This is a genomic window from Rhodococcus sp. NKCM2511 (genome assembly GCF_014905595.1).
In the GTDB taxonomy this organism is placed as follows: domain Bacteria; phylum Actinomycetota; class Actinomycetes; order Mycobacteriales; family Mycobacteriaceae; genus Rhodococcoides; species Rhodococcoides fascians.
In genome coordinates this window covers 2044678-2069018 of sequence record NZ_BNHJ02000001.1, presented here as the reverse complement: position 1 = coordinate 2069018, position 24341 = coordinate 2044678, and the positions used below count along the sequence as shown (strand labels likewise).

The 24341-nt window shown below is 64.7% G+C and carries 26 protein-coding genes and 1 tRNA gene; 15 read left to right on the top strand and 12 right to left on the bottom strand.

Annotation, left to right across the window (positions count from 1 at the left end; genetic code table 11):
• The first annotated feature begins 291 nt into the window (after positions 1 to 291).
• From JLZ96_RS09465 to JLZ96_RS09440, 6 genes are all read left to right on the top strand, one after another.
• On the top strand, positions 292 to 792 hold the full coding sequence (locus JLZ96_RS09465) for a hypothetical protein (RefSeq protein ID WP_032366878.1): 501 nt from the start codon (positions 292 to 294) through the stop codon (positions 790 to 792).
• Positions 793 to 1128: 336 nt separating this feature from the next.
• Positions 1129 to 2973, top strand: a complete 1845-nt coding sequence (dnaK, locus tag JLZ96_RS09460; RefSeq protein ID WP_027495655.1) for a molecular chaperone DnaK — start codon at positions 1129 to 1131, stop codon at positions 2971 to 2973.
• Positions 2970 to 3629 (top strand): nucleotide exchange factor GrpE, encoded by a 660-nt coding sequence (gene grpE, locus JLZ96_RS09455; protein WP_201009924.1) that lies wholly within the window; start codon positions 2970 to 2972, stop codon positions 3627 to 3629. The genes dnaK and grpE overlap by 4 nt, the downstream gene beginning before the upstream one ends.
• 31 nt (positions 3630 to 3660) lie before the next feature.
• Positions 3661 to 4839: a molecular chaperone DnaJ gene (gene dnaJ / locus JLZ96_RS09450; protein ID WP_201009923.1), complete on the top strand. Its 1179-nt coding sequence runs from the start codon at positions 3661 to 3663 to the stop codon at positions 4837 to 4839.
• Entirely contained in the window at positions 4839 to 5255 is a 417-nt protein-coding gene (locus JLZ96_RS09445; RefSeq protein WP_045841157.1) for a heat shock protein transcriptional repressor HspR, read from the top strand. The genes dnaJ and JLZ96_RS09445 overlap by 1 nt, the downstream gene beginning before the upstream one ends.
• A gap of 248 nt (positions 5256 to 5503) precedes the next feature.
• Positions 5504 to 6250, top strand: coding sequence for an FAD-binding oxidoreductase (locus tag JLZ96_RS09440; RefSeq protein WP_201009922.1), 747 nt, complete (start codon positions 5504 to 5506; stop codon positions 6248 to 6250).
• A 47-nt stretch (positions 6251 to 6297) separates the two neighbouring features.
• Here the strand turns inward: JLZ96_RS09440 and JLZ96_RS09435 are convergent, their stop codons facing one another.
• Together JLZ96_RS09435 and JLZ96_RS09430 are read right to left on the bottom strand one after the other, a co-directional pair.
• The gene (locus JLZ96_RS09435; protein WP_032386479.1) at positions 6298 to 6699 is read right to left on the bottom strand and encodes a MarR family winged helix-turn-helix transcriptional regulator; all 402 of its coding nucleotides are present in this window, start codon (positions 6697 to 6699) and stop codon (positions 6298 to 6300) included.
• Positions 6696 to 8111, bottom strand: a complete 1416-nt coding sequence (locus JLZ96_RS09430) for an MFS transporter (protein WP_094651191.1) — start codon at positions 8109 to 8111, stop codon at positions 6696 to 6698. Before JLZ96_RS09430 ends, JLZ96_RS09435 begins: the two co-directional genes overlap by 4 nt.
• Before the next feature lie 158 nt (positions 8112 to 8269).
• Between JLZ96_RS09430 and JLZ96_RS09425 the strand changes: the two genes are divergently transcribed.
• Positions 8270 to 8500, top strand: coding sequence for a hypothetical protein (locus JLZ96_RS09425; RefSeq protein ID WP_027495662.1), 231 nt, complete (start codon positions 8270 to 8272; stop codon positions 8498 to 8500).
• Between the two features lies 1 nt (position 8501).
• On the opposite strand, the gene rsgA is transcribed toward JLZ96_RS09425, so the two are convergent.
• The 3 genes from rsgA to JLZ96_RS09410 all read right to left on the bottom strand — a co-directional run bounded on the left by rsgA (position 8502) and on the right by JLZ96_RS09410 (position 11367).
• The gene (rsgA, locus tag JLZ96_RS09420) at positions 8502 to 9551 is read right to left on the bottom strand and encodes a ribosome small subunit-dependent GTPase A (RefSeq protein ID WP_201009921.1); all 1050 of its coding nucleotides are present in this window, start codon (positions 9549 to 9551) and stop codon (positions 8502 to 8504) included.
• 141 nt (positions 9552 to 9692) lie between these two features.
• Positions 9693 to 11141 carry a trehalose-6-phosphate synthase gene (locus JLZ96_RS09415; RefSeq protein WP_201009920.1) on the bottom strand — a complete coding sequence of 483 codons (1449 nt, stop codon included), beginning with the start codon at positions 11139 to 11141 and terminating at the stop codon, positions 9693 to 9695.
• A 52-nt stretch (positions 11142 to 11193) separates the two neighbouring features.
• Positions 11194 to 11367, bottom strand: a complete 174-nt coding sequence (locus JLZ96_RS09410; protein WP_008710019.1) for a hypothetical protein — start codon at positions 11365 to 11367, stop codon at positions 11194 to 11196.
• A 105-nt stretch (positions 11368 to 11472) separates the two neighbouring features.
• Here JLZ96_RS09410 and JLZ96_RS09405 point away from each other — a divergent pair, with 105 nt between their 5' ends.
• The 4 genes from JLZ96_RS09405 to JLZ96_RS09390 all read left to right on the top strand — a co-directional run bounded on the left by JLZ96_RS09405 (position 11473) and on the right by JLZ96_RS09390 (position 16093).
• Positions 11473 to 13221 (top strand): ABC transporter ATP-binding protein, encoded by a 1749-nt coding sequence (locus JLZ96_RS09405; RefSeq protein WP_201009919.1) that lies wholly within the window; start codon positions 11473 to 11475, stop codon positions 13219 to 13221.
• The gene (locus JLZ96_RS09400; protein ID WP_201009918.1) at positions 13218 to 14966 is read left to right on the top strand and encodes an ABC transporter ATP-binding protein; all 1749 of its coding nucleotides are present in this window, start codon (positions 13218 to 13220) and stop codon (positions 14964 to 14966) included. Before JLZ96_RS09405 ends, JLZ96_RS09400 begins: the two co-directional genes overlap by 4 nt.
• 69 nt (positions 14967 to 15035) lie before the next feature.
• A complete protein-coding gene (locus JLZ96_RS09395; RefSeq protein ID WP_094651188.1) occupies positions 15036 to 15608 on the top strand; it encodes a TetR/AcrR family transcriptional regulator in 573 nt (190 codons plus the stop codon).
• Entirely contained in the window at positions 15605 to 16093 is a 489-nt protein-coding gene (locus JLZ96_RS09390; RefSeq protein ID WP_201009917.1) for an FBP domain-containing protein, read from the top strand. The genes JLZ96_RS09395 and JLZ96_RS09390 overlap by 4 nt, the downstream gene beginning before the upstream one ends.
• Before the next feature lie 19 nt (positions 16094 to 16112).
• Here the strand turns inward: JLZ96_RS09390 and JLZ96_RS09385 are convergent, their stop codons facing one another.
• From JLZ96_RS09385 to JLZ96_RS09375, 3 genes are all read right to left on the bottom strand, one after another.
• Positions 16113 to 16331, bottom strand: coding sequence for a hypothetical protein (locus tag JLZ96_RS09385; protein WP_201009916.1), 219 nt, complete (start codon positions 16329 to 16331; stop codon positions 16113 to 16115).
• A 188-nt stretch (positions 16332 to 16519) separates the two neighbouring features.
• Entirely contained in the window at positions 16520 to 17173 is a 654-nt protein-coding gene (locus JLZ96_RS09380; RefSeq protein ID WP_201009915.1) for a hypothetical protein, read from the bottom strand.
• 31 nt (positions 17174 to 17204) lie between these two features.
• Positions 17205 to 17732: a hypothetical protein gene (locus JLZ96_RS09375; RefSeq protein WP_032367327.1), complete on the bottom strand. Its 528-nt coding sequence runs from the start codon at positions 17730 to 17732 to the stop codon at positions 17205 to 17207.
• Between the two features lie 92 nt (positions 17733 to 17824).
• On the opposite strand from JLZ96_RS09375, the gene JLZ96_RS09370 reads away from it, so the two are divergent.
• Positions 17825 to 18634: an alpha/beta fold hydrolase gene (locus JLZ96_RS09370; protein ID WP_201009914.1), complete on the top strand. Its 810-nt coding sequence runs from the start codon at positions 17825 to 17827 to the stop codon at positions 18632 to 18634.
• Positions 18635 to 18724: 90 nt separating this feature from the next.
• Positions 18725 to 18985, top strand: a complete 261-nt coding sequence (locus tag JLZ96_RS09365; RefSeq protein ID WP_027495672.1) for an MbtH family protein — start codon at positions 18725 to 18727, stop codon at positions 18983 to 18985.
• Between the two features lie 10 nt (positions 18986 to 18995).
• On the opposite strand, the gene JLZ96_RS09360 is transcribed toward JLZ96_RS09365, so the two are convergent.
• Positions 18996 to 20459, bottom strand: a complete 1464-nt coding sequence (locus JLZ96_RS09360) for a threonine/serine exporter ThrE family protein (protein WP_201009913.1) — start codon at positions 20457 to 20459, stop codon at positions 18996 to 18998.
• Positions 20460 to 20548: 89 nt separating this feature from the next.
• On the opposite strand from JLZ96_RS09360, the gene JLZ96_RS09355 reads away from it, so the two are divergent.
• Positions 20549 to 20620 (top strand) — tRNA-Thr (locus JLZ96_RS09355).
• A gap of 435 nt (positions 20621 to 21055) precedes the next feature.
• Here the strand turns inward: JLZ96_RS09355 and JLZ96_RS09350 are convergent.
• On the bottom strand, positions 21056 to 21466 hold the full coding sequence (locus tag JLZ96_RS09350; RefSeq protein ID WP_201009912.1) for a nuclear transport factor 2 family protein: 411 nt from the start codon (positions 21464 to 21466) through the stop codon (positions 21056 to 21058).
• Positions 21467 to 21561: 95 nt separating this feature from the next.
• Positions 21562 to 22122 carry a PadR family transcriptional regulator gene (locus tag JLZ96_RS09345; protein WP_201009911.1) on the bottom strand — a complete coding sequence of 187 codons (561 nt, stop codon included), beginning with the start codon at positions 22120 to 22122 and terminating at the stop codon, positions 21562 to 21564.
• An 89-nt stretch (positions 22123 to 22211) separates the two neighbouring features.
• Here JLZ96_RS09345 and JLZ96_RS09340 point away from each other — a divergent pair, with 89 nt between their 5' ends.
• Positions 22212 to 22991 (top strand): SGNH/GDSL hydrolase family protein, encoded by a 780-nt coding sequence (locus JLZ96_RS09340; RefSeq protein ID WP_201009910.1) that lies wholly within the window; start codon positions 22212 to 22214, stop codon positions 22989 to 22991.
• Positions 22992 to 23025: 34 nt separating this feature from the next.
• On the opposite strand, the gene JLZ96_RS09335 is transcribed toward JLZ96_RS09340, so the two are convergent.
• The gene (locus JLZ96_RS09335; protein WP_201009909.1) at positions 23026 to 24312 is read right to left on the bottom strand and encodes a triacylglycerol lipase; all 1287 of its coding nucleotides are present in this window, start codon (positions 24310 to 24312) and stop codon (positions 23026 to 23028) included.
• Positions 24313 to 24341 lie beyond the last annotated feature (29 nt).

The window sequence follows — 24341 nt, the reverse complement described above, 5'->3', positions numbered from 1 at the left end:
CAACCCTACGTAGGGCGCGGCCGATCCGCAGGGTTGTGGTTCCCCTCTTCTTCGACCAGCGAAACCTAGCGAGTGGGCGCGCCGGGCCCGGCCCGTCGATCGGTGAGCGTCGGCCGAATCACACGAATGTCATTCGGCCCGACCGGTTTTGTTCGATATGCGAACGTCATCGAATCGAGACCGCCTGGTGTGGAATGTCTGAATCGGATAGGCCATAGTGAGGAAGTACCAACTGTCCCTTCAGTCACATCAGACTCACGGGTCACATCCCCTCAGCCACAGGAGTTGTCCATGCGACGTCTTGCCCGCACATCGATCCTGGCCTCGACGGCCGCCCTGGCCGCCGGCATCGGTGCGGTCGTCCTCGTACCCATGGCCTCGGCCGAGCCCGAGACCGAGCCAGCGATGCCACTCGGCTCCGCAGTTCTCGAAAGCCCCGACCTGGTGGTTTCGATGGCCACTGTCTGCGACACCGCAGTCGAGAAGGCCCCCGAGGGCGGCGTCGTCGCACTGCAGGTCAAGGTCGAGAACAAGGGTGCCGACGACGCGTCGAACGTCAACGTCAACTACGGCGCACTGCCGGGTCTGCAGGGTCAGAACACCGAGAAGACCATCAAGGCAGGCGAGGCAATGACCTACACCGTGCCGTCGGCCGATCGCGAATGGGTCGCTCGCCCCGCCGGCGCAGCAGCCTTCGCCAGCGCACTCGATGCCGACTTCATGAACAACATCACCGGCGGACTGCTCAGCTACAGCTGCATCCCCGCACCCGCCACCGAGCCTGCCGAGTAATTCTCGTTCTGCACTTCTCTCCCGCTGCGCCGCGACGATCCCCGCTGATCGTCGCGGCGTACTGCTGTGGAGGGGCTTCGCCCCATGTGCGTGGAACTTCGTAGCAGGGGTCGAGTTTCCACTCACCTGGGTCGTTCCGCAGGCTCCACTCCTACTCACATGCGGCGCAGCCGCTCCCTCGGGAACAAATTCGCCACACCCTCCGTTGTGCAGGTCAGCAGCCTTGAGTGGATGAGGCTCAAGTTGGAAGTTGACGCGATAGATCGCGTTGTGCAAACTTGAGCGGAGTTCGCTCACCCAGGGACTGGAACCCACGCAACAACAGGAGGAAACATTATGGCTCGTGCGGTCGGTATCGACCTCGGGACCACCAACTCGGTCGTGTCCGTCCTCGAGGGCGGCGAACCGGTTGTCGTCGCCAACTCCGAGGGATCACGCACCACCCCGTCGATCGTCGCTTTCGCCAAGAACGGTGAAGTGCTGGTCGGCCAGCCCGCGAAGAACCAGGCGGTCACCAACGTCGACCGCACGATTCGTTCCGTGAAGCGCCACGTCGGCACGGACTGGACCGTGGAGATCGACGGTAAGAAATACACCCCTCAGGAAATCTCCGCGCGCACGCTGCAGAAGCTCAAGCGCGACGCCGAGGCCTACCTGGGTGAGGAAATCACCGACGCGGTCATCACCGTTCCCGCGTACTTCGAGGACGCACAGCGTCAGGCCACGAAGGAAGCCGGCCAGATCGCTGGCCTCAACGTCCTGCGCATCGTCAACGAGCCCACCGCGGCGGCTCTCGCATACGGCCTGGACAAGGGCGACAGCGAGCAGACCATTCTCGTGTTCGACCTCGGTGGCGGCACGTTCGACGTCTCGCTGCTCGAAATCGGCGACGGCGTCGTCGAGGTCCGCGCGACGTCCGGCGACAACCACCTCGGTGGCGACGACTGGGACGAGCGCATCGTGACCTGGCTCGTCGACAAGTTCAAGGCTCAGAACGGCATCGATCTGACCAAGGACAAGATGGCCCTGCAGCGTCTGCGTGAGGCTGCCGAGAAGGCGAAGATCGAACTGTCCTCCGGGCAGAGCACCTCGATCAACCTCCCGTACATCACGGTCGACGCGGACAAGAACCCGCTCTTCCTCGACGAGCAGCTCAGCCGCTCGGAGTTCCAGAAGATCACCTCCGACCTGCTCGACCGCACCCGTGCGCCGTTCCAGGCAGTGGTCAAGGACTCCGGCATCGCCGTCAAGGACATCGACCACGTCGTGCTCGTCGGTGGATCGACGCGTATGCCCGCAGTCTCCGAGCTGGTCAAGGAACTCTCCGGTGGACGCGAGCCCAACAAGGGCGTCAACCCGGACGAGGTCGTGGCCGTCGGCGCTGCACTGCAGGCCGGTGTGCTCAAGGGTGAGGTCAAGGACGTTCTGCTCCTCGACGTCACGCCGCTGTCCCTCGGTATCGAAACCAAGGGTGGCGTCATGACCAAGCTCATCGAGCGCAACACCACCATCCCGACGAAGCGTTCCGAGACCTTCACCACCGCTGACGACAATCAGCCCTCGGTGCAGATCCAGGTCTTCCAGGGTGAGCGCGAGATCGCATCGCACAACAAGCTCCTCGGCTCGTTCGAGTTGACGGATCTGCCCCCGGCTCCGCGCGGCGTCCCCCAGATCGAGGTCACCTTCGACATCGACGCCAACGGCATCGTGCACGTCACGGCCAAGGACAAGGGCACCGGCAAGGAGAACACGATCAAGATCCAGGACGGCTCCGGTCTGTCCAAGGAAGAGATCGACCGCATGGTCGCCGACGCCGAAGCTCACGCAGACGAGGACAAGGCTCGTCGCGAAGAGGCCGAGGTCCGCAACCAGGCCGAGTCCCTCGTTCACCAGACGGAGAAGTTCGTCAAGGACAACGAGGACAAGGTCGACGCCGAGCTCAAGGGCCGCGTCGAAACTGCCATCGCCGACGCCAAGACGGCACTCGCGGGCAGCGACATCTCGGCAGTGAAGACCGCCGTGGAGAAGCTGTCGAGCGAGTCGCAGGCTCTCGGCACCGCCATCTACGAGGCTCAGGCCAAGGAGCAGGGCGGCGCAGAGGGTGGCGCGCAGGCCGCTGACGACGGTGTAGTCGACGCAGAGGTTGTCGACGAGCCCGCCGACGACACGGACAAGAAGTGACGTCGGGTAACTCCGAGCAAGAACCGGTCACTTTCGTGGACAAGCGGAAGATCGATCCCGAGACCGGTGAAGTACGGGAAGGTGACGCAGTTCCGGAGCCCCTCGCGGGCACCGGTACTGCGCCCCAGCCCGGCTCGGTGGACGAAGGGACAGGCGAGATCGTGGTCGAGGCGGAGGACACAGAAGATCCGCGCGACACTCAGGTCGCCGAACTCACTGCCGATCTGCAGCGCGTGTCGGCCGAGTACGCCAACTACCGTCGCCGCACGGATCGGGAGAAGCAGACGGGAGCGGAGAACGCGAAAGCGTCCGTCGTGTCCCAGCTGCTCCCCGTCCTCGACGATCTGGAGCGAGCTCGCCAGCACGGCGATCTCGAAACCGGACCGCTCAAGTCCGTGGCGGACAAGCTGGCGGGGGTGTTCACGAACATCGGTCTGAGCACCTTCGGGGCCGAGGGCGACGCCTTCGACCCGGCCATCCACGAGGCCGTCTCCCATGAGGGCGACGGCAGCAATCCGGTCGTCGGCACGCTGATGCGTCCGGGCTACAAGCTCGGCGAGCGCGTGCTGCGTACCGCGATGGTCGGCGTGGTCGACAGTGCTTCCGAGGGCACGGCAGCAGAAGAATCGGACGCACCCGCGTCCGACGAGCAGTAAAAAGAAATAGCGCGAGAGGAGGAAACGCCCGGTGAGCCAGCGGGAGTGGATCGAGAAGGACTTCTACAAGGAGCTGGGCGTTTCCTCCAGCGCTACTGCAGAAGAGATCAAGAAGGCGTACCGAAAGTTGGCGCGGGACAACCATCCCGACGCCAATCCCGGCAACGCCGCGGCCGAGAACAAGTTCAAGGCGGTCAGCGAGGCGCATGCCGTTCTCGCCGACCCGGCCAAACGCAAGGAATACGACGAGGCCAGGCGGCTGTTCGCGTCCGGTGGCTTCGGTAGTCGCGGCGGAGGCGGATTCTCGCCCGGCGCAGGCGGATTCGGCGGCGGCGGCGGCCAGACCTTCGACGTGGGCGACATCTTCGGTCAAGGCGGTGGCGGCGACGGCGGCATCGGCGATCTGTTCGGAGGTCTGTTCAATCGCGGCGCAGCCCAGCGCCCGCAGAGCAACCGTCCCCGACGCGGCAGCGATGTGGAAACCGAGACGTCGCTGCAATTCCGTGAAGCAGCGCAGGGTGTGACGGTCCCGTTGCGGTTGACCAGTCCGTCCTCGTGCACCACGTGTCACGGCAGCGGTGCGAAGCCCGGAACGAGCCCGCGGGTCTGCCCCAAGTGCAACGGCCAAGGTGTCGTCAACCGAAACCAAGGCGCGTTCGGGTTCAGTGAGCCCTGCGACGATTGCCGCGGTACCGGATCCATCATCGACGACCCGTGCGTCGATTGCCGCGGCACCGGAGTGCAGAACCGCACCCGCACCATCACCGTGCGAGTACCCGCCGGCATCAGCGACGGCCAGAAAGTACGACTCGCAGGCCAAGGCGAGGCCGGGCTACGCGGAGCACCGTCCGGCGACCTGTTCGTCACCGTTCGAGTCAAGCCCGACAAGGTCTTCGGCCGCACCGGCGACGACCTCACGGTGACCGTGCCGGTCAGCTACGGCGAACTGGTTCTCGGCACCACACTGTCGGTGCCCACCCTCGAAGGACGCGTCGGCGTCAAGGTGCCACCGGGCACCGTCGACGGCCGAGTACTGCGGGTGCGCGGACGCGGTATCCCGAAGAAGTCCGGTACCGGTGATCTGATGGTGACCGTCAAAGTTGCCGTCCCGCAGAAACTCGACGATGCTGCTACCGACGCTCTGAAGACCTATCTGGAAGCCGAGAAGGCCAGCGGATTCGACCCGCGGGCCGGGTGGGCAGGTGTGTGATGTCGGTCCCTCCCGAGGGCGGTTCCGCGAAAGCCGGTGGGGCACAAGGTGATCCCGACGCGCAGATCTTCGTGATCTCCGTCGCGGCTCAGCTGGCCGGCATGCATGCGCAGACGCTGCGCACCTACGACCGACTGGGCCTGGTCATCCCGCACCGCACCACCGGCGGGGGTCGACGCTACACACCGCGCGACGTTGCGCTGCTCCGTGAGGTGCAGCGACTCTCGCAGGACGAGGGCGTCAACCTCGCCGGTATCAAGCGCATCATCGAGCTCACCAACCAGGTCGAGGCCCTGCAGGCCCGGGTCTCGGAACTGGCGCAGGAGGTAGCGAACGTGCACGCGAGCTATCGCCGCGACCTGGTGCCGATCCAACGCAACGCCCTGGTGGTCTGGAAGCCGAAGCACCAGCGCTAGGTTCGCCGCCTTCCCCGCAAACGCGCGCGCATTTGTCGGGTGCGTGCAGATTTGCCAGTGATTCGGTCACTATTCCGCGCGCCTTCCCCGCAAACGCGCGCGCGTTTGTCAGGTGCGCGCAGATTTGCCAGTGATTCGGTCACTATTCCGCGCGCGTTCAGCAAACGCGCGCGCGTTTGCGACATCGGCAGCGGCGAACCTCGCGCGCGTTTGCGAGACACCCGGCATCGACCCCTATCCTGGTCCGCATGCAGGCGTGGAATTCGACAGTCGTTCAGTACCATCGCCTTCGGAACGACCTCGCGGTGATCAGGCTCGAGGGCGACGCGATCCCGTTCAGGGCCGGGCAGTCGGTGTCCGTCACAGTTCCTCAGAACACTGCTCTGACGCGGCGATATTCGCCTGCCCTGCCGCCGTCGCTGGACGGCAAGCTCGAATTCCATGTGCGCGCGGTACCCGCGGGGTGGGTGAGCGGGTCGATCGTCAACGAGACCCGCCCCGGTCATGTCTGGCAGATCAGTGATCCGCAGGGCGGTCTGCACGTCGACGATTCCGGGCGTGACGTCGTCATGATCGCGGGCGGTACCGGTCTCGCTCCGCTGCGCGCGATTCTGCTCGATCTCACGCGCTGGGAGCGGCCGCCGAATGTGACGCTGTTCTTCGGCGGCAAGTCGCCGCGCGATCTCTATGCAAGCGACATGCTGTGGTTGATGGCGGCCGAGTTGCCGTGGCTGACCGTCGTTCCTGTCGTCGATCAGCTGCACGAGCCGTGGGCCTCGGACCGCTGGAACGATCGCATTCACGAGGAAATAGGTTCCACCACATCATTTTTCGAGCCGGAGCACTGCTGGGAGGGTGCTATCGCCGACGTCGTTGCGGTGCAGGGGCCGTTCCCAGACAGTCAGATCCTGGTGTGTGGTTCACCCGGCATGGAGGCCGCCACCGTGCGCGCCCTCGTCGAGATCGGAACCCCGCTCGCAGACATCCGCCGCTGAAGCAGAAGACGAAGCCGAAGCCGAAGCAGAACCGCCGCCCCACCACATCAGGGCAGTCGCAGTATTCGACGCAGATGCGCCAGGTCCTCCGGCGGTAGTGCCGTGAATTCCGGCGGCGGGGCGTCGGCGATCGTGCGGGCTTTCTCGGCGAGGCGGCGCCCGGTGTCGGTGAGTCCGATGATGCGTCGTCGACGATCGTGGGGGTCCTCGGTGCGCACCACCAGGTCTCGCTGTTCGAGTTCGCGCACGTTCAAAGATACGTAGGGCACGTCGGAGGCGAGCAGATCGGCGAGTTCGGTGACCGTCCGATCGCCGGCCAACAGCTTGATCAGCAATTTCGCGCGCAGGAAGCTCATCCCGGTGGCCTCGGCAACGGCTCGTCGAGTGTCGTGTACTTCGAGCATCAGCGCTCGCATCTCGCGCCAGATCTGCGCTGCTTCGCTCGTCATACGAGCACCGGCTGGTCGATACGTTCGGCGGTCGATCGTGCCCACCGGCCGGTGGTGACCAGCGCGAGCACGGTCACGACCACGCCTGCACCGGCGATGACGAACCAGGCGGGCACGGCGGCGGCAGTGAAGCCGTCGGAGATTTCTCCGACGATGCTGGCGGTGACGATCGATCCCATGACGGCCACACCGAGCGACTGACCCACCTGCCTGCTGGTCGACGCGATGGCCGAGGCCACGCCGGCTTGGCTCCGTGGCATCCCGGACACTGCGGTGTTGGTGATCGGGGCGTTGACCATGCCGAAGGAGATTCCGAAGATCACGTATGCCGTCGCCAACCAGGTGAAGGATGTCGTCGGCGTCGTTCTGGTGAGCATCAGCGCCGAGACCACGAAGCCGAGGCCGGCCACGAGCAGGGGGATGCGAGCCCCGAGGCTGCCGACGATGCGTCCCGATATCGGCGCGAAAATCAGCGTCATCAGTGCCATCGGCAGAGTGTAGAGACCGGCGTGCAGTGGTGAGTAGCCGCGAACGTCCTGCAGGTACAGCGTGTTGAGGAACAGGAACCCGCCGAGGGACGCGAACGCGCACACGGCGATCACCGTAGCGCCACTGAACGGTGCACTGCGGAAGAACTTCAGCTGGATCAGCGGTTCCTCGATTCGCGATTCGACCACCAGCAGCCCGACGAGAGAGCCGATCGCGACGGCACCCGTGAACACGATCAGCGGTGATCCCCAGCCCTTCGCGGGACCTTCGATGATGGTGAAGACCAGGGACGCGAGGAACGCGAAGATGAGGAACTGACCTACCGGATCGAACTTCCGCGCGTGCTCGGCCTTGGATTCCGGGACGAACTTCAGTGTCATCGCCAAAGCGAAGATCCCGACGGGGACGTTAATCCAGAAGATGGACTGCCAGCCGGCGCTGGTGACGAGCACGCCGCCGAGTGCCGGTCCCGCGGACATCGAGATTCCGACGACGGCACCCCACATGCCGATCGCGCCGGCGCGTTCTTTGGGGTCGGTGAAGGTGTTGGTGATGATCGACATCGCGACGGGATTCATCATCGAGCCGCCGATGGCCTGCAGCATCCGGAAGGCGATGAGCCAGCCCAGCGACGGCGCGACGCTGCACAGCAGCGAGCCGAGCACGAACGTTCCGGTGCCGATCAGGAAGAAGCGTTTGCGGCCGTACTTGTCGGCCATCGAGCCGCCGAGCATCAGCAGAGATGCCACGACCAGCGTGTATGCATCGATGATCCATTGCAGACCCGATACCGATGCATTCAGATCTGCGCGCATCGACGGCAGCGCGACGTTGACGATCGTGTTGTCGGTGCTGACGAGAAACAGGCTGAGGCAGCAGATCCCGAGCACGAGATATCGGTGTCGTCGAGTCAGCTCGGCCACGTGCACCTCCGCATATTTGCTTGTACATCTACAACTATTACATGAGTACTCCTAACTTGTTCGACGAGCAAGTGGCGTCGGGCTGGTCGGCGCCCGATAGGGTGTGTGTCACAGGCTTGCTCGACCCCCGATACCTGCTCGGTGAATGGAGAACAACAGTGGCTTCCGAGATCGCACCAGGCGACCTGGTTCAGGCGTCCGGGCATGCAGGCCCGTGGAAGGTGCTCGAGATTCGTCAGGGGTTGGCGTTGCTCGAGCATCACGACGGGCATCGGCTGTCGGTCCGTACGACGACGGTCGAGGTGGTGCGCAAGGCGTCGCCGCGCGAGGGCTCGGCTCCGCTGGAAGAGGCGGAGTCCGAGAGCCCCTCGCTGTTCGACGAGAGCTGACCTAGCGCCGCCCACCGTCGGCTGCGTACTTCTGCCGTAGCGACTTGGTCATCTGCTTGTATTCCCTCAACTTCTCGCTGCGCGCTCGCGCATCGTGGCGCGACGTGGTCCAGGCGTTCTCCCGCAACAGCTTTCGGTAGTTACCCAGCCGGCGTTCGGTGAGTCCGCCTGCCTCGACGGCGGCGAGAACGGCGCAACCGGGCTCGTGTGCGTGCGCGCAGTCGCCGAAACGGCACAGTGCGGCCAGCTCGTCGATATCCGAAAAAGCGTTCGCCACTGCGTCTTCCGATCCTTGTACGCCCACCGATCTCAATCCGGGAGTATCGAGCAGGGTCAGTCCCAGCCGTGGTACCGGAATCAATTCCCGACGCACCGTCGTGTGTCGGCCCTTGCCGTCCGCCTCGCGAGTGGTGCCGGTGGCGAACGCGGTGGTTCCGATCAGAGCATTGCCGAGAGTCGATTTACCCGATCCCGACGGCCCGATCAGCGCGACCGTGCCGTGCAGATGTGCTGTCAGCGAGTCAATTCCGTCGGTCGACACCGCGCTGGTGCTACAGACGGTGACACCCGGCGCGGCGGCCAGTACCGACTCTTCGGTGACGCGTCCGCTGTCGGTCTTGGTGATCGCGACGACGGGCACACCGCCGCTGCCCCACGCCAGCGTGAGGTAGCGCTCGACGCGACCGAGATCGAGGGCAGTGTCCGACGCGACGGTGACCACGACGGTATCGACGTTGGTACCGAGAACCTGTGCGGCCGAGGTAGATCCGGCACTGGCGCGAACTATGGCCGTCCGGCGGGGCAGGATGTCGATCAGCCGGAACGATTCCGCGTCCAGTGCCACCCAATCCCCGGTGCAGAGGCCACCAGGAGTGGAGCCTGCGGAACGACCGCTGACACTGCCGGTACCGCGCGCGATTCCGTGCTCGGTGATGGCGTCGAATTCACCGCGGTCGACGCGAACCACGCGGGCGAGAACTGCGCTGTGAGAATGCTGTTCGAACTCGTCACGCCAGTGTTGGTCGAGTCCGTATTCGAGTAGAGAAGACATGCGAGAAGTCCTTCGTGGAGGAGGTGTGAGGGCTCGGGTGTGTTCTCGTCCAGGTGGCCACGATGCCCACCTCCTCACTTCTCGTATGCACAAAACCGTCGACGGCAAACTAACAGCCGTCGACGGTGGGGGTAAAGCGATTTATCTGACGAGGTTGGTGCCCTCGGCCGGTTGTGCCAGAGCGGACAGGAACGAGCGAGCCCAGCGGTCGACGTCATGGGCGAGAACCTGCCGACGCATGGCTCGCATGTGACGCTTACCTGCCTCGGGTTCCTGTTCGAGCGCTCCGGTGATGGCGTCCTTCACGCTGTCCAGATCATGGGGGTTGCACAGGTACGCCTGGCGCAGTTCTGCTGCGGCACCGGTGAATTCGCTGAGCACCAACGCGCCACCGAGGTCACTGCGGCACGCCACGTATTCCTTGGCGACGAGGTTCATACCGTCGCGCAACGGCGTGACCAGCATGACGTCGGCGGCGACGAAGTAGGCCAGCAGGTCGTCGCGGGGGATCGGCCGGTGCAGGTAATGCACCACCGGATGACCCACCTGGCCGTACTCGCCGTTGATGCGTCCCACCTGCTGCTCGATCTCACCGCGCATGGCGACATAGCTCTCGACGCGTTCACGGCTGGGCGTCGCCAATTGCACGATGACGTTCTCGGCCGGATCGACTCGGCCTTCTTCGAGCAACTCTCGAAATGCGTTGAGCCGAACGTCGATTCCCTTGGTGTAATCCAGTCGGTCGACGCCGAGCATGATCCGTTTCGGATTGCCCAGGTCTTTGCGCAACTGCTTGGCGCGATCCCGGACGGCTTTCGTGCGCGACTTGGTGTCGAGGTCACCGGAGTCGATGGAGATCGGGAACGCTCCGACGCGTACGGTCCGGAACCCCACCTGGACGACGCCGAGCTTGGACCGCACACCGACGGTTCCGCGTGACGTGGTTCCCCCGGCGAGGCGTCGGGCAAGGTAGAGGAAGTTCTGCGCGCCGCCGGACAGATGGAAACCGATCAGGTCGGCACCGAGCAGTCCTTCGACGATCTCGGTGCGCCACGGCATCTGCATGAACAGCTCGATCGGCGGGAACGGGATGTGCAGAAAGAAGCCGATGGTGAGATCGGGCCGCAGCATCCGCAGCATCTTCGGGACGAGCTGGAGCTGATAGTCCTGAATCCACACCGTCGCACCCTGCGCGGCTGCCTCGGACGTCTTCTCCGCGAAGCGGCGGTTGACTTCGACGTATGCGTTCCACCAGTCACGGTCGTACTCGGGCTTGACGATGACGTCGTGGTACAGCGGCCACAGCGTGGCGTTGGAGAAGCCCTCGTAGTACTGGGTGTATTCCTTCTCGCTGATCGGCACCGGACGCAGGTGCAGGTCGTCCTCGACGAACGGCTCCACGTCGACGTCGGATACGCCGACCCATCCCACCCAGGCACCCTTGTTGGCGCGCAGGATGGGCTCGAGCGCAGTGACCAGCCCGCCGGGGCTGCGCTTCCATTGCGTGCTTCCGTCGGGAAGTGTCTCCAGATCGACCGGCAACCTGTTGGCTACGACGACGAAATCCGAACCCTGCGAGGCGTCAGCCACAACTGTCCAATCCGCTTGTTGATCCCTGGGTAATCAGCCCTGCGAAAACCTGTCAGTCGGTCTTCGCTACGGGGTCTATACCCAGCATCGACAACAACATGCGGCACTCGTCTGCATCGGTCGCATAGGCGGCGACGACGCGCTGGGCCTGACTGGCGGTCTCGTACTCGAGTGGGACGATGTCTTCGTCGGCGATGTCGTTGTCGGTCGATGTCTTGGCAGGCATGGTGATCTCCGTACTCTCTGCTGGACTTACTCGGTGTTCGCTGGTGCCAACTCTATGTAAATGTGACACCCCATCGCCACTTCCCGATGCCATAGGCTGCAGCGAATGACCGATTCTGTCTCGCTTCACCATGCTCGAAACGTGGTGGAGGCACCTTTCCCGGCCACCGGTGGCGCGATTCTGCGCCGCACCGTACGACGTCGTCGCACCCGCTTGATCGTCTCGTCCCTGCTGTTCGGGGTGCATCAACTGTGCGAAACGATGGTTCCGGTCGCGATCGGTCTGATCGTGTCGCGGGCGATCGACACCGGCGACGTGACGGCGATGATCGTCTCGTTGGTCGGTCTCGCGGCTCTGTTCGTCACACTGTCCTACGCCTGGCGCATCGGTGCCCGCATCATCGTCGTCGCCATCGAGCGTGAGGCCCACGATGTGCGGGTGGAGGTCGCCGGCCGCGTTCTCGACCCACGCGGACTGCGCACCGATCTGTCGGCCGGGGAATTGCTGACGGTCTCGACGTCCGATGCCGAGAAGGAATCGTGGATTCTCGATCTGATCGCCCGAGTCTTCGCGTCGGCAGTGGCCGTGGTGGCGTCGGCGGTGGCACTGCTGATCATCGACATTCCCCTCGGCCTGGCCGTCGTGATCGGTACTCCGGTGATCCTGATCGCGCTGCAGCGCCTCGCCCCGTTGCTCACCCGCGCGGCCACCGCACAGCAGGCCGAGATCGCCGGGGTATCGGGAATGGCCACCGATCTGGTCAGTGGAGTGCGTCCGCTGCGCGGAATCGGAGCAGAGGACGCCGCGACCCAGCGGTTCGTGACGTCGAGCCGAACGGCACTGGCGGCCACGCTGAGGTTGGCCCGCGCCAACAACGTCTATCAGGGCCTGGCGGCGGCGGTCAACGCGTTGCTCGCCGTCGGAATCGCCGGTACCGCAGGCTGGTTCGCGTTGCAGGGTCGCATCTCGGTCGGCGAGCTGATCACCGTCATCGGGCTCTCGCAATTCGTCATCGAACCGCTGACCGGGTTGTCCAAGGTCCCCGGCGTGGTGGCGATGGTGCGTGGCTCTGCCGATCGGCTCGCACTCGTACTCGGTGCCGACCACGTTCTGCCGAAATCGGATTCCGCTGTGCCCTCGGGTACCGAACTCGCCGTCGACGAGGTCGGGTTCCGTTCGCTCGACGGCCTCACCTTCTCGGCCGCACCCGGCGAGATGCTCGGAATCGTCGCCTACCGGCCGCAGGACGGGGAGGCACTCGCCCAGGTGCTCTCCGGTCAGATCTCCGAGTCCGACTACACCGGAACGGTACGGATCGGCGGCATCGCAACAGGGAACATCGATCTCCGACGCGCCCGCGAGACCGTGCTCGTCGAGCCGCACATCACCGACCTGTTCGCCGGTACCGTCCGCAGCAACGTCACCGCAGGTCGCGCGCAGCCCGACGCCGAACTCGACCGCGTGCTCGAGGCCTCCGCGGCCACCGACGTCGTCGAACTGCACGAAGCCGGACTCGACCACGCCGTCACCGACCGCGGTGCCAGCCTCTCCGGTGGCCAACGTCAACGGGTCGCGTTGGCGCGGGCCCTGTCGGTCGACGCCCCGGTGCTGGTGCTGCACGACCCCACCACTGCGGTCGACGCCGTCACCGAGCACACGATCGCGCGCGGTATCGCCGAGCTGCGACACACCGGCAGCGCTGCGCAGACCACGATCCTGATCACCACCAGCCCTGCGCTGCTGTCGGTGACGCATCGCGTACTCGTGGTCGACGACGGCCGCGTCGTCGCCGAAGGAACCCACCACGATCTCGCGTCCTCGGACGCGCAGTACAAGGAGACGGTGCTGCGATGACCGCCCCCGAACTTCTTCCCATCGCCACCGGTGCCCGGTCGGGGAAGTGGCTGCTCGAACAGCTGAAACTACGACGGGCACGAACGGCAGTGACGCTGCTCCTCGGCGCAATTGCCGCGGGGATGTCGCTGGTGCCCGTCTACGTGCTCGGCGTCCTGGTCGACCGCGTCCGCGACGGGGCCGACTCGTCGACCATCGTCGGGGTCGTCGTCGTGATCGCGGTGGCAGCGGTCATCGGCGGTGTCGTCACCGGGTTCAGCGGCTACTTGATCAGTACCCTCGGTGAGGGCATCCTGGCGTCCCTGCGTGAGGCGGTCGTTCGACGCGCTCTCCGTCTGCCGGTGGCCACGCTGGAGCGAGTGGGCAAGGGTGACTTGCTCTCCCGCGTCGGCGACGACGTCGCAGTGATGGCCAAGTCGATCGGCGAAGTGATTCCACAGCTCGTCGGAGCATTCCTGCTCGTATGCCTGAGCATGATCACGATGCTCGGAATCGACTGGCGTCTGGGGCTTGCCGGTCTGGTGGCATTGCCGATGTATGTCCTCGCACTGCGCTGGTATCTGCCCCGATCGGCTCCGCTGTACGCGGCCGAACGAGTCGCTATGGGCGAGCGGGCGCAGTCCTTCGTCAGCAGCATGCAGGGCGCAAAGACTGTGCGCGCCTACGGACTCGAAGCAGAGCACCTCGGTGAGGTGGATCGAGCGTCGGCGAAAGCCCGCGACATCGGCGTCGACGTCTTCCGCCTGTTCACCCGTTTCGGCTCACGCAGTAACCGCGCCGAATGTGTCGGTCTGTCGGTGATCCTGCTGGCCGGATTCCTGCTGGTACGAGGCGATTACGTGACCGTCGGTGAGACCACGGCCGCGGCGCTGCTGTTCCATCGCCTGTTCAATCCGATCGGCACCCTGCTCTTCACGTTCGACGACATCCAGTCTGCCGGAGCTTCTCTGGCCCGACTGGTCGGTGTCGTCGACATTGCCGACGAGCGGCCGGTGGGCGACGGTTCCGTGCCTGCCGACGCCACCCTCGATGTCGTCGACCTGCGCCACTCGTACGACGGGGGTCACGAAGTACTGCACGGGGTCGACCTGCGTGTCGACGCAGGTGAGACGGTCGCGCTCGTGGGATCCACCGGTGCCGGGAAGTCGACGATCGCGGCCATTGCGGCCGGGTCCATGGCGTCGACGTCGGGCACGGTTCGTGTCGGCGGCGCGTCCCTGGACTCGTTGGGCCACCAGGGTTTACGCCGGCATGTCGCGATCGTCAGCCAGGAAGTGCACGTCTTCGCCGGCCCACTGATCGACGACGTGTTGCTCGCGGCACCGGACGCCGGCCGCGACGACGTGGAAGCCGCACTGCGGACCGTCGGTGCCTGGGGATGGGTCGAGGCGCTCGAGAACGGCCTCGACACCGCCGTCGGCGAGGGCGGTCACCAGTTGACCGCGGCGCAATCGCAGCAATTGGCTCTGGCGCGGCTGGTTCTCGCCGATCCGGCTGTCGCGGTGTTGGACGAGGCCACCGCAGAGGCCGGCAGCTCCGGTGCCCGTGAGCTCGAACTGGCTGCGGAGGCGGCGACGAGAGGCCGCAGCACATTGGTCGTTGCGCATCGCCTCACCCAGGCCGCTGCAGCGGACCGCGTCGTGGTGCTCGAGCACGGGAAAATCGTGGAGCAAGGTCCGCACGACGAGTTGGTCACTGCCGGTGGGCGTTACGCAGAGCTGTGGGAGGCGTGGCAGGGTCGCTGATTGCTATAGCAATTTGCCTATAGCTATTAGTTTTGGCTACGGTGTCCTCGGAAGATGGAGGAGGCCGACATGGCACGCGCAGGATTGACCGCGCAGCGCATCGTGGCAGCAGGAGCGGATCTGGCCGACGAGGTCGGCTTCGATCGCGTGACTGCCAGTGAGTTGGCGCGACGCTTCGACGTCAAAGTGGCGAGTCTGTATTCGCATCTGAAGAGCGCGCATCAGCTCAATGTCGGCATCGCTCTGCTGGCGTTGGAGGAATTGGCCGACCGGGTGGCAGAAGCGTTGGCGGGCAGGGCAGGCAAGGACGCGTTGGTAGCAGTGGCCGACGCGTACCTGGTCTATTCGCGCGAACATCCCGGCCGGTACGCGGCGACCCAATTTCCTCTCGACCACGAGACGGCGATCAACAGTGCCGGGGTGCGGCACTCGGCGATGATGAAGGCAATTCTTCGTGGGTATCACCTGAACGAGGCCGATCAGGTGCACGCTGTTCGATTGTTGGGCAGTGTCTTTCACGGTTTCGCCAGCCTCGAAGCGGCCGGCTCGTTCGCTCACAGTGCACCCGACTCACAAGAGTCGTGGGCCCGAATCCTCGACGGAATCGACACACTCCTACGGCAATGGAGGCAGGAACCATGAAGCCGATCTCCGAACGCGACATCAGATCGTCGTTCGTCAACTCGTCCAAGGGTGACGCCACTCGGCTTTCCCTCCCCGATATGTTCGACGAAACGCCGTGGGAGGATCTCGATTTCCTCGGCTGGGGCGACCCGAAGCTGGCGGGACGAAGCTACATCGTCGTACCGCAGGAAGATCGACTCCGGGGAATTGCGTTGCGATACAAGGCAGGTGGACCCCGCACCGCGCAGATGTGCAGCATCTGTCTCACCACCCATGCCAACGGCGGTGTGTCGCTGATGGCCGCTGCGAAGGCGGGGGAGTCCGGGCGACGCGGCAACACCGTCGGTACCTACATCTGCTCGGATCTCGCATGTTCTCTGTACGCACGCAAGAAGAAAACACCGGCCCTGGGACGACAGTTCAAGGAGGACTTCGACGTCGACACCCGCACGGCGACGGTGAGGGAGAACATCGACGCATTCCTCGCTCGTGTCCTCGGCTGAATGTCGCTGCGCGCATGACCTAGCTCTTTTGGCTGGACCGCTGTGGCCGCAAAGCTGTGAAAAGCCAGGCCGCTGCCGCGACAATTGCCAGACCCCAGCCCGCGATGCCGGCCCATGGCAGATCCAGTCGCGGGATGGCAAGAACGCCGAAGATCACCAGAGTGGCGAACAGTGGCGAGAGTCTCTGCCGGGCATGGATAAGTCGAGTGGACTCGGTTCCCGTTTGTCGCATGCGCATCTACCCTCCTCGTCGATGTGTTCGGCGAACCTACAGTAAACCGGGCAGTCGGGCTTCGCTGGTGCGCCCCGGTCGATGCTCTCGGAGTGTGGCACCCAACGGTTGCAGCGCGCACCAGCCCCGCACCGAGAACACGGTGCGGGGCTGGAAGGGGTTGTAGCTGAGCTCGATTCGAGAGAATCGGGCTGTCAGTCCTTGTTCTTCTCCGCGATGAACAGCTTCTCGATGCGCTCTGCCTCGTCCTTCTTGGCGTCGGCTTCCTCGGATCGCTCTGCAGCCTCGGCCAATTCGGCCTCGGACGGTGCTGCGGCCAACTTCTCCTGCTTGTCGACCTGAGCCTGCTGAGTCTTCTTGCGGTCCTCGGCTGCCTTGGCTGCAGCGGCAGCTTGCTCGTCCGCCTTCTTCTTCTTGGCAGCCGCTTCGCGTTCGGCTTCCTGGGCGGCCTCGCGCTTGCGCTGCTCGGCCTCCTGTCGCGCGTCGCGGGCGGCTTCCTGGGCTGCGGCGTCGGCGGCTCGCCGGTCTTGCTCGGCGGTTTCACGAGCCGTCTTCAGGTCGGCGTCCGCGGCAGTTTTCTTCGCACGTGCCTCGGCGTCCAGGCGTGCTGCTTCGGCGCGGTTCTCGGTGCTGTCGACCAGAGTCTCGCCGCGATCGGCAAGGCTTCTGTCTCCCAACAGATTTCCGACGGCGCGATCGAGTGATCCGAGCGTGTGCTCGTAGGCGAGCCGCGCCGGTGATTCCGCATCCATCTTCACGACGACATTGGTCTCGATGAGCTGCAACGGAATTCGTGCGATCTTGTACTGAATTCTCAGGATGGTCAGTGGAAGGGCCAAAACACTCATGTAGTCGAACTCCTAGATCAGCAGTAGTGGGTCAAGCCTGGTTGCGAAGCTCTTCGGCTTTCTTGCGGTCGGCCTCGGCCTGTAGGAGCGCTTCCTGGTGCTTTTGCGCAGCTACCATTTCGTCCGCATCTGCCGCGGCCTGCTCGGCTTTGCGCTCCTCGGTCGCTTCGATCTGTTCGGCCGTTGCGTCGACCTCGGCTGCCGCTCGTTCCTGCGCCACGGTCTCACGCTTGTTCTGCTCGGCCGCGGCCACCTGGGTCTCTCGAACGCGATCTGCGTTCGCCTCGGCAACTGCTGCGTTCTCTTCCGCTGCCTCGCGTCGGCTGTCTGCCGCAGTCCGCACGTCGGCGAGCTCCTCAGCGGCCTCGGTGGCCTGCGCATCGGCGACGCGTTCGGTGGCCTGCGCCTCCTTGCGTTCGCGAGCCTGAGCGGCCTGCAACTGGCCCTCGGCCGTCAACGAGTCGTTGCCGGTGACAGCGCCCACGACCTCTTTGGCTTTGCCCTTGATCCCGTCGAGCATTCCTTTGCGTGCTTCGCCCGCTACGTTCTCGTCAGTCATGTAACTGCAGGTACCCACTGGGTGTTCGAGTAACCCCACGTCGACCTCGGACGATACGATCGCCGACGAACGAATCAGCAGTGAGGAGACGTATGCCTATCGCAAAGATCAACGGCATCGACGTGAACTACCAGGTCAAGGGCAGTGGCGACCTGGTAGTTCTGATCATGGGCACCGGCAGTCCCGGCCGAGTGTGGGAATTGCATCAGGTACCGGCCCTCCTGGCGGCCGGCTACCGGGTGTGCACCTTCGACAACCGCGGTATCGCGCCGTCGTCGGAAAGTGCAACCGGTATCACCATCGACGCCATGGTCGCGGACACCGAGGGCTTGATCGAACTGGTCCGCGACGGTGCCGAGAAGGCGTTCGTCGTCGGAACGTCGATGGGCTCTCGCGTCGCGCAGGAGTTGACTCTGAAGCGTCCCGATCTGGTTCGCAAGGCGGCGTTTCTGGCCGGGCACGCGCGGGTCGACGAGTTTCAGAAGACGCTCGCCCAGGGTGAGCGGGCGCTGTACGACAAGCGCGTCGAGCTGCCGGGGACGTACTCGGCCGCGGTGACGGCGGTGATGAACCTGTCGCCCGCTACGTTGCGTGATGCGCGAACGGCTCGCGATTGGCTCGACCTGTTCGAGTTCTCGGCATCCTCACCATCCGCCGGGGTGCGCGCGCAGCTGGGCATGGACGACGATTTCGATCGCACCAACGCCTACCGGGCAGTGTCGGTGCCGTGTCTGTCGGTCGGGTTCGCCGACGATCGGATGATCCCCGCCTACCTGGGCAAGGAGCTCGCCGACGCGATTCCGGGGGCTCGATACGTGGAGATCGCGGACGCTGGGCACTACGGATATCTCGAGCGTCCCGAGGCCGTCAATGCGCACTTGCTCGACTTCTTCAAGGCCTGACGCCACCTGAGCACGACCTGCGTTGCTAGGGTCGTGTGGCACCTCACGGTGCAGACTTACCAATCAAACGTTCGCGACGAGTGAGGCGAGATGAGTACCAACCCGTTCGATGACGAAGACGGACGCTTCTTCGTGCTGGTCAACGACGAAGATCAGCATTCGCTGTGGCCGACGTTCTCCGAGGTCCCTCAGGGGTGGCGTGTCGTCTTCGGTGAAGACACCCGCGCTGCGTGCCTGGAGTACGTCGAGAAGAACTGGACCGACATGCGTCCGCGCAGCCTGCGTGAGGCCATGGAGGCCGACGCAGCTGCCCGCGCAGGTGCTGAGGGAACCCCCAGCACCGAGGCTTGAGTTCCGCCTTCTACGAAGGACTCGTACCGCGCCGCCGACGTACCGTCGGTCGGCGCGGTTCTTCTCTGCGGCGAAGCGTCGGGCGCAGTAGTTCCTCGGTGCGTGCCAGGATCCGGGGGCGACGCAATGTTCGGGCACCCCACTCACCCAATGTGACGCCCGCAGCCAGGCCACAGCCGATGCCGAACGCCGCGAAGAGCGAGCTGATACCGAGCAGCAACTGGTCGTTGAGGATCGCGTACAGACCTCGGTAGAGCGAAAGACCGGGTAGCAACGGAGTGATGCCGGCGACGGCGACGATGAGCGGCGGTATGAGCGCTCGACGTGCGAGGAGACCACCGGCGAATCCGACGACCGTGGCCGCGATGGCAGACGCGATGATCGGACCCACAGCCAACGTCTGCGACATCAAGTAGACGAGTGCGCCCGCGAAGCCGCCCATGAACGCTGCCGTCAGTGCGCGCCGCTCGGCGTAGCAGGCGAGCGCGTAGAACAGTGACGCGGCCGCGCCGGCCAGGACCTTGGTGGGCACCTGTGTGATGTCCGGGGGAGGCAGGTTGCTGATCTGCGGCAGATCGCTCCCGATCAGGGCCGCCAGCCGCAGCGACGTGGCGACGCCGGCAATGATGCCGCCCGTCATCATCAACACTTCGAAGAATCTGGCCGACGCGGTGATCGGTGCCCCGGTGATCGCATCCTGCACCGAGCCGACGAGCGAGAGCCCCGACAACAGCACCGTGACCCCGGCACCGATGATCACCGACGGTGAGATGTCGATATTGAGCTGTTCCTGAAAGTTGTACAGAGTGATCGCCGGGGTAGCAGCGACGAATCCGCCGACCACCTGCTGAAAGAAGAAGGGCAGTCCGGCGCGATTGAGGACTCGGCCGATTCGGTCGATCACCATCGTCGTCAAAAAGCTGACGACCGCGACCAATGCGCCGCCGCCGAGCAATACACCGATCGCTGCCGCCATCCCGGCCCACGCGAACGTCGCGATCCACCGGTTGTACGGGTGCGGGGCCGAGGTGATCTCGTCGAGGCGGTCACGCGCAATGCTCGCCGGGACCACCTTGACGCGCACCGAGCGAATGAGGCGGTCGACCGCAGCCAGCCGCGTGAAGTCCATCGAGCGGTAATGGACGATGCGCATCGTCGATGCCGGCGGCCGCGTCGGACCGCGATGTGCGCTCAGCGTGATCGAGTTGTACGTGACGTCGACATCGCATCGTGCGAGGCCGTACGTCGCGGCGATGAACTGCACCTGCGTCGCCGTATCCACCGCAGACGTGCCCGACGCCAACAACACCTCGCCGACGCGAACCGCCAGCTCGAGGACCTCGGCGACCGTCGCGTCGTCGGTCAGATCGATTGGGCGAAGAGGTGACGGCGCGGCGGTCGGTGTATCGATGGTGGCCCGACGCTCACCGGTGAGACGGCTCAGCGAAGCCGTCAGGTCTTGCAGGAAAGTCATGACCGTCTTTACGTTGCTGGGGTGATCCACCGACAAGGTACCTGTTGTCGCTGAGCGTCCGTTGAACGGTATGCTTGGCTCGCTTCACTGCCTCCTTAGCTCAGCGGTAGAGCACTCGCCTTGTAAGCGAGCGGTCAACGGTTCAATCCCGTTAGGAGGCTCTCTTGGCTCCGATTCCGTCCCTGGGATCGGAGTTTCTGCGTTTTCGTCTCGGATCGGCTCCTCGGTTTCGGATACCCGACGCCGATGGGAGTCAGGTATCCGAAACGGGGGAGCTAATCGAGCGGACGGCCCGCATCTACGCCCTTCGTCGGAATCCGCACCCCGCGGAGGAGGTGTCGATTCCGATTGGGGGCGTGGATTCAGTTCATCGATGCGCAACCGCGGGCCCATCACATCGCCGCGGCGCGGAATACGAGTAGACGAGTCGTGGTTGACTCCATCGACGGTGTTCGATCCCAATGCCCCGGGTACCAACCATCAGCCGCTACGAGCGGCCACCTGCCGAGAGGCGCACTGGCGAACACCGTCACCCAATACTGATCTGAGCCGCGCACCCAGAGGTGCGCGGCTCTGATCGTTCCAGAAGCCCGGTATCACTGCTTGTCTTGCTTCTCCGCGGGAGTCATCGAGCCCATTTCGGCGGCGAATTCTGTCGCCATGGCCTTCGAGAGTGCCTGCGCAGCCGACAGCGGACGCACCATCACGGTGAAATTGTCGATCAGGCCGTCGGAGTTCAGGTGGAGGATGTCGCAGCCGTGCACGGTCACGTCGTCGATGCGGGTCTCGAAGAACAGGATGTGATCACGGCCGCCGATGTCTTCGACGGTTTTCACGTAGCGAAGGTCCTCGAAGACGCGCGTGACGGCGCGCAGAATCGCCGCGGTCAGCTCCTTGCCGCGGTACGGCTTGAATGCGACGGGGGAGCTGAAGACGACGTCGTCGGCCAGGGTGGCGGCCATGGCGTCGTGATCGTTGGCCTCGACGGCCTGTCGGAACTGCTGCACGCGTCATCTCCTGGGTGGGGCCAGGGCCTGAGGCACCCTAGGCTGGTGACCGAACACTACACAACTTTGCGACTATGAACGGGTGTTCGGCGGGATCATCGGCGTCCAGCGCGGGTGTCGAGTACTTCGAGGACGCGGGCACCCCAGCGAAGCGATTCCTCCTCGAACATTCGTCCGCGCATCAGGGTGAGATACGGGCCGATGCGATCGGCGGTGGCCAGGAACTCGGTCTCGGTACGTCCGTCGAGCAGGCGGTGCGCCATCCGGTCGTACCGGGCCAGCTTGTCTCGTGACAGCTGCATTCGTTCTCGGATCGCCTCGGTCATCGGCTCCAGGTCGCCGGCTTCGAGAGCGTGGATCGCCACCAGGTGCTCGTCGCGGATCGCAGGAAGTTTCGGTTGCCGATGGCTGACCTGGCGTAGCGCTGTCCGTCCTTTGTCGGTGAGGCTGAACAGGCGTTTGTTGGGTCGACCGTCCTGCTCGACCAGTCGCGCCGAGATCACCTCGTCTCGATCCATTCGATCGAGCTCGCGGTAGAGCTGTTGAGGAGTGGCGGTCCAGAAGTTGGCGACGGTTGCGTCGAACGCCTTGGACAGGTCGTAACCCGACATCTCCCCGTCGACCAGTGCTGCGAGCACGGCATCACGTAGCGACATGATCCAGCACAGTACCCGTCGCGAGGTGGCGGGCAGGCCAGGCATTAGACAATTTGTTGTATATTGCTGGCGAGTGAAAGAGCGGTGACGTGGTGGATCGGACGAAACAATTGCGATACGTAGCCCTGGGCGACAGCCAGACGGAAGGGCTGAACGACGGCAACGACGAAACGGGCTTTCGTGGTTGGGCCGATCGGCTCGCCGAGCACATGGCCGAGAGTGCAGACGAGGTCGTCTACGCCAACCTCGCGGTACGTGGTCGTAAGGCTGCGCAGGTCAAGGCCGAGCAGTTGCCGGCTGCGTTGGCGTTGAAGCCGACGGTCGCGTCCGTCGCTGCCGGTGTCAACGACATCTTGCGTCCGCAGTTCGATGCGCGGACCGTGGCAGGTGAAGTGGGCGCAATATTCGCCGCGCTCCGAGCGGCCGACTGCACCGTGATCACCATGACGTTTCCCCGCCTCGCTCACCCGGTCCCCGGAAGGACCGTCATCGCCAGGCGTATGACCGAGCTGAACGCCGAGATTCGCAGAGTCGCAGCCGAATCCGATGTAGTGGTGATCGACCTCGAGAAGCACGACGTGGCCTCCGATCCTCGGCTATGGAGTTGGGACCGACTGCATCTGAACGAGACGGGACATGCGCGACTCGCTGCGGCCGCCGCCTACGCCCTCGGTCTACCGGGCGCTACCGACGCATGGAATCTCCCGTTGGCACCGCTCGCCAGCCCGCGCCTGCACTCCCGAGTTCGCGCCGACCTCACCTGGGCCGGGATGTTCCTCGCGCCGTGGTTGACTCGTCGAATCCGTAAACGCTCCTCGGGGGACAGTCGTACGGCCAAGCGGCCGGAGCTGACCTCGGTACTCGGGTAGAGCCGGGCGAACCGACGCGAGCAGACCTGGTGAATCAGAATCCCGGGCCGAGATCTGCAGTGTTATCGACCAGGCTGCGCCGCATCCAGCTGTACACCCTCTCGTCGTTGAGCAGGGTGAAATGGTGAGCACTGTAGATCGCCAGACCGTCGTCCGGTCGAAGTCCTATGTTGCGGAGCTTGTTTCGACCTCCGGCACTGTCGGTACGGACCAGACCGTCACCCACGAAGACTCCGACCGGGTTGCGCGGACTTCCGGTGACGACCGCGGACGCGTGATGATGACGCACCCGTTCCGGAACCGAGATGTCCATGGCTGCACCGACATCGAAGCTGTCGGTGTACCGAGCATGACCGTCCTCGTCGGTGATCGCTCCGTGGATCAGATCACGGATACCGGCACTTCGACGCGCCAGTAGGTTCGCGAACGGCCGGGTCTCGGGTACGAGTGCCATTGCGGCCGCGGCGACGTGGACGCCGTGAGCAAGTGGCGCGCCCAGATGTGGTGTCCCCAGAGTGAATACGTCCGTCAGCAGATCCACCCATCGTCGACCGCCTTCGGCAGCGTGATGAGCGGCGCTGCGTGAGACCAGCCCGCCCATGGAATGTCCGACCAACGTGATCCGGTGTACCCGGACGGGCCACGCCGGTACGAGCTGTTCCAACAAGTCCGACAGATCGACGCCATTCGACGCAATTCGCCGTCCGGTGTTGTAGCGCAGAAAGATCGAGGCCGTCCCGGCTTCGGCGTCCAGCCGCTCTCCATATGTGGGCCGCCCACCGAGCCGCCATGCGTATTCCGTTTCGACCAGCCCATGAACGAAGACCACTAGGTGCGCTCCCGCTGTGGGAAACCCCGCGGCCAACGCTCGGTACGCCGGCGGTACGGGGCGTCCGTCGACTCGAATCGACATCGGATGGGCCAGTACCCGGGCTGTTCTCTCCATGTCGTCGCCGATGAGACCGTTCAGAACGGCGATGGTTTGCGCGCCACGGCTGGTGTGCGACGGTGACGGCCGCGAGTCGTCCTCGGTCACGTCGTCGCCGTCGGTCAGGGAACCGACGATCTTGGCTGCGCCGGTGCAGGCGGCCGCGATGCTCGCGTAGGTGCCGGCGGCGATCGCGTCGTGCATCAGTTGTGTCGGCAGGGCGGCGGGGCCGATGCCGTGTTTGACGGCAGCGAACGTGCGTCGTGCAATCGCCGAGTGGACGGCGCGAACGCCACCCGCAGCCGACGCCAACTCGCGAAACGTGAGCTCGCCGAGCTCACCCCACTCCTGTGTGCGCCGAGATTTCTTCCCCGGTCCAGGTTTCGTCCCCACCGGATTCAGTGTACGCACGTCCACTCAAA

Coding starts and splice junctions, on each gene's coding strand:
- JLZ96_RS09465 (WP_032366878.1), top strand. CDS start 292: ATGCGACGTCTTGCCCGCACATCGATCCTGGCCTCGACGGCCGCCCTG.
- dnaK (WP_027495655.1), top strand. CDS start 1,129: ATGGCTCGTGCGGTCGGTATCGACCTCGGGACCACCAACTCGGTCGTG.
- JLZ96_RS09445 (WP_045841157.1), top strand. CDS start 4,839: ATGTCGGTCCCTCCCGAGGGCGGTTCCGCGAAAGCCGGTGGGGCACAA.
- JLZ96_RS09440 (WP_201009922.1), top strand. CDS start 5,504: ATGCAGGCGTGGAATTCGACAGTCGTTCAGTACCATCGCCTTCGGAAC.
- JLZ96_RS09435 (WP_032386479.1), bottom strand. CDS start 6,699: ATGACGAGCGAAGCAGCGCAGATCTGGCGCGAGATGCGAGCGCTGATG.
- rsgA (WP_201009921.1), bottom strand. CDS start 9,551: ATGTCTTCTCTACTCGAATACGGACTCGACCAACACTGGCGTGACGAG.
- JLZ96_RS09410 (WP_008710019.1), bottom strand. CDS start 11,367: ATGCCTGCCAAGACATCGACCGACAACGACATCGCCGACGAAGACATC.
- JLZ96_RS09405 (WP_201009919.1), top strand. CDS start 11,473: ATGACCGATTCTGTCTCGCTTCACCATGCTCGAAACGTGGTGGAGGCA.
- JLZ96_RS09400 (WP_201009918.1), top strand. CDS start 13,218: ATGACCGCCCCCGAACTTCTTCCCATCGCCACCGGTGCCCGGTCGGGG.
- JLZ96_RS09395 (WP_094651188.1), top strand. CDS start 15,036: ATGGCACGCGCAGGATTGACCGCGCAGCGCATCGTGGCAGCAGGAGCG.
- JLZ96_RS09390 (WP_201009917.1), top strand. CDS start 15,605: ATGAAGCCGATCTCCGAACGCGACATCAGATCGTCGTTCGTCAACTCG.
- JLZ96_RS09385 (WP_201009916.1), bottom strand. CDS start 16,331: ATGCGCATGCGACAAACGGGAACCGAGTCCACTCGACTTATCCATGCC.
- JLZ96_RS09380 (WP_201009915.1), bottom strand. CDS start 17,173: ATGAGTGTTTTGGCCCTTCCACTGACCATCCTGAGAATTCAGTACAAG.
- JLZ96_RS09375 (WP_032367327.1), bottom strand. CDS start 17,732: ATGACTGACGAGAACGTAGCGGGCGAAGCACGCAAAGGAATGCTCGAC.
- JLZ96_RS09370 (WP_201009914.1), top strand. CDS start 17,825: ATGCCTATCGCAAAGATCAACGGCATCGACGTGAACTACCAGGTCAAG.
- JLZ96_RS09365 (WP_027495672.1), top strand. CDS start 18,725: ATGAGTACCAACCCGTTCGATGACGAAGACGGACGCTTCTTCGTGCTG.
- JLZ96_RS09360 (WP_201009913.1), bottom strand. CDS start 20,459: ATGACTTTCCTGCAAGACCTGACGGCTTCGCTGAGCCGTCTCACCGGT.
- JLZ96_RS09345 (WP_201009911.1), bottom strand. CDS start 22,122: ATGTCGCTACGTGATGCCGTGCTCGCAGCACTGGTCGACGGGGAGATG.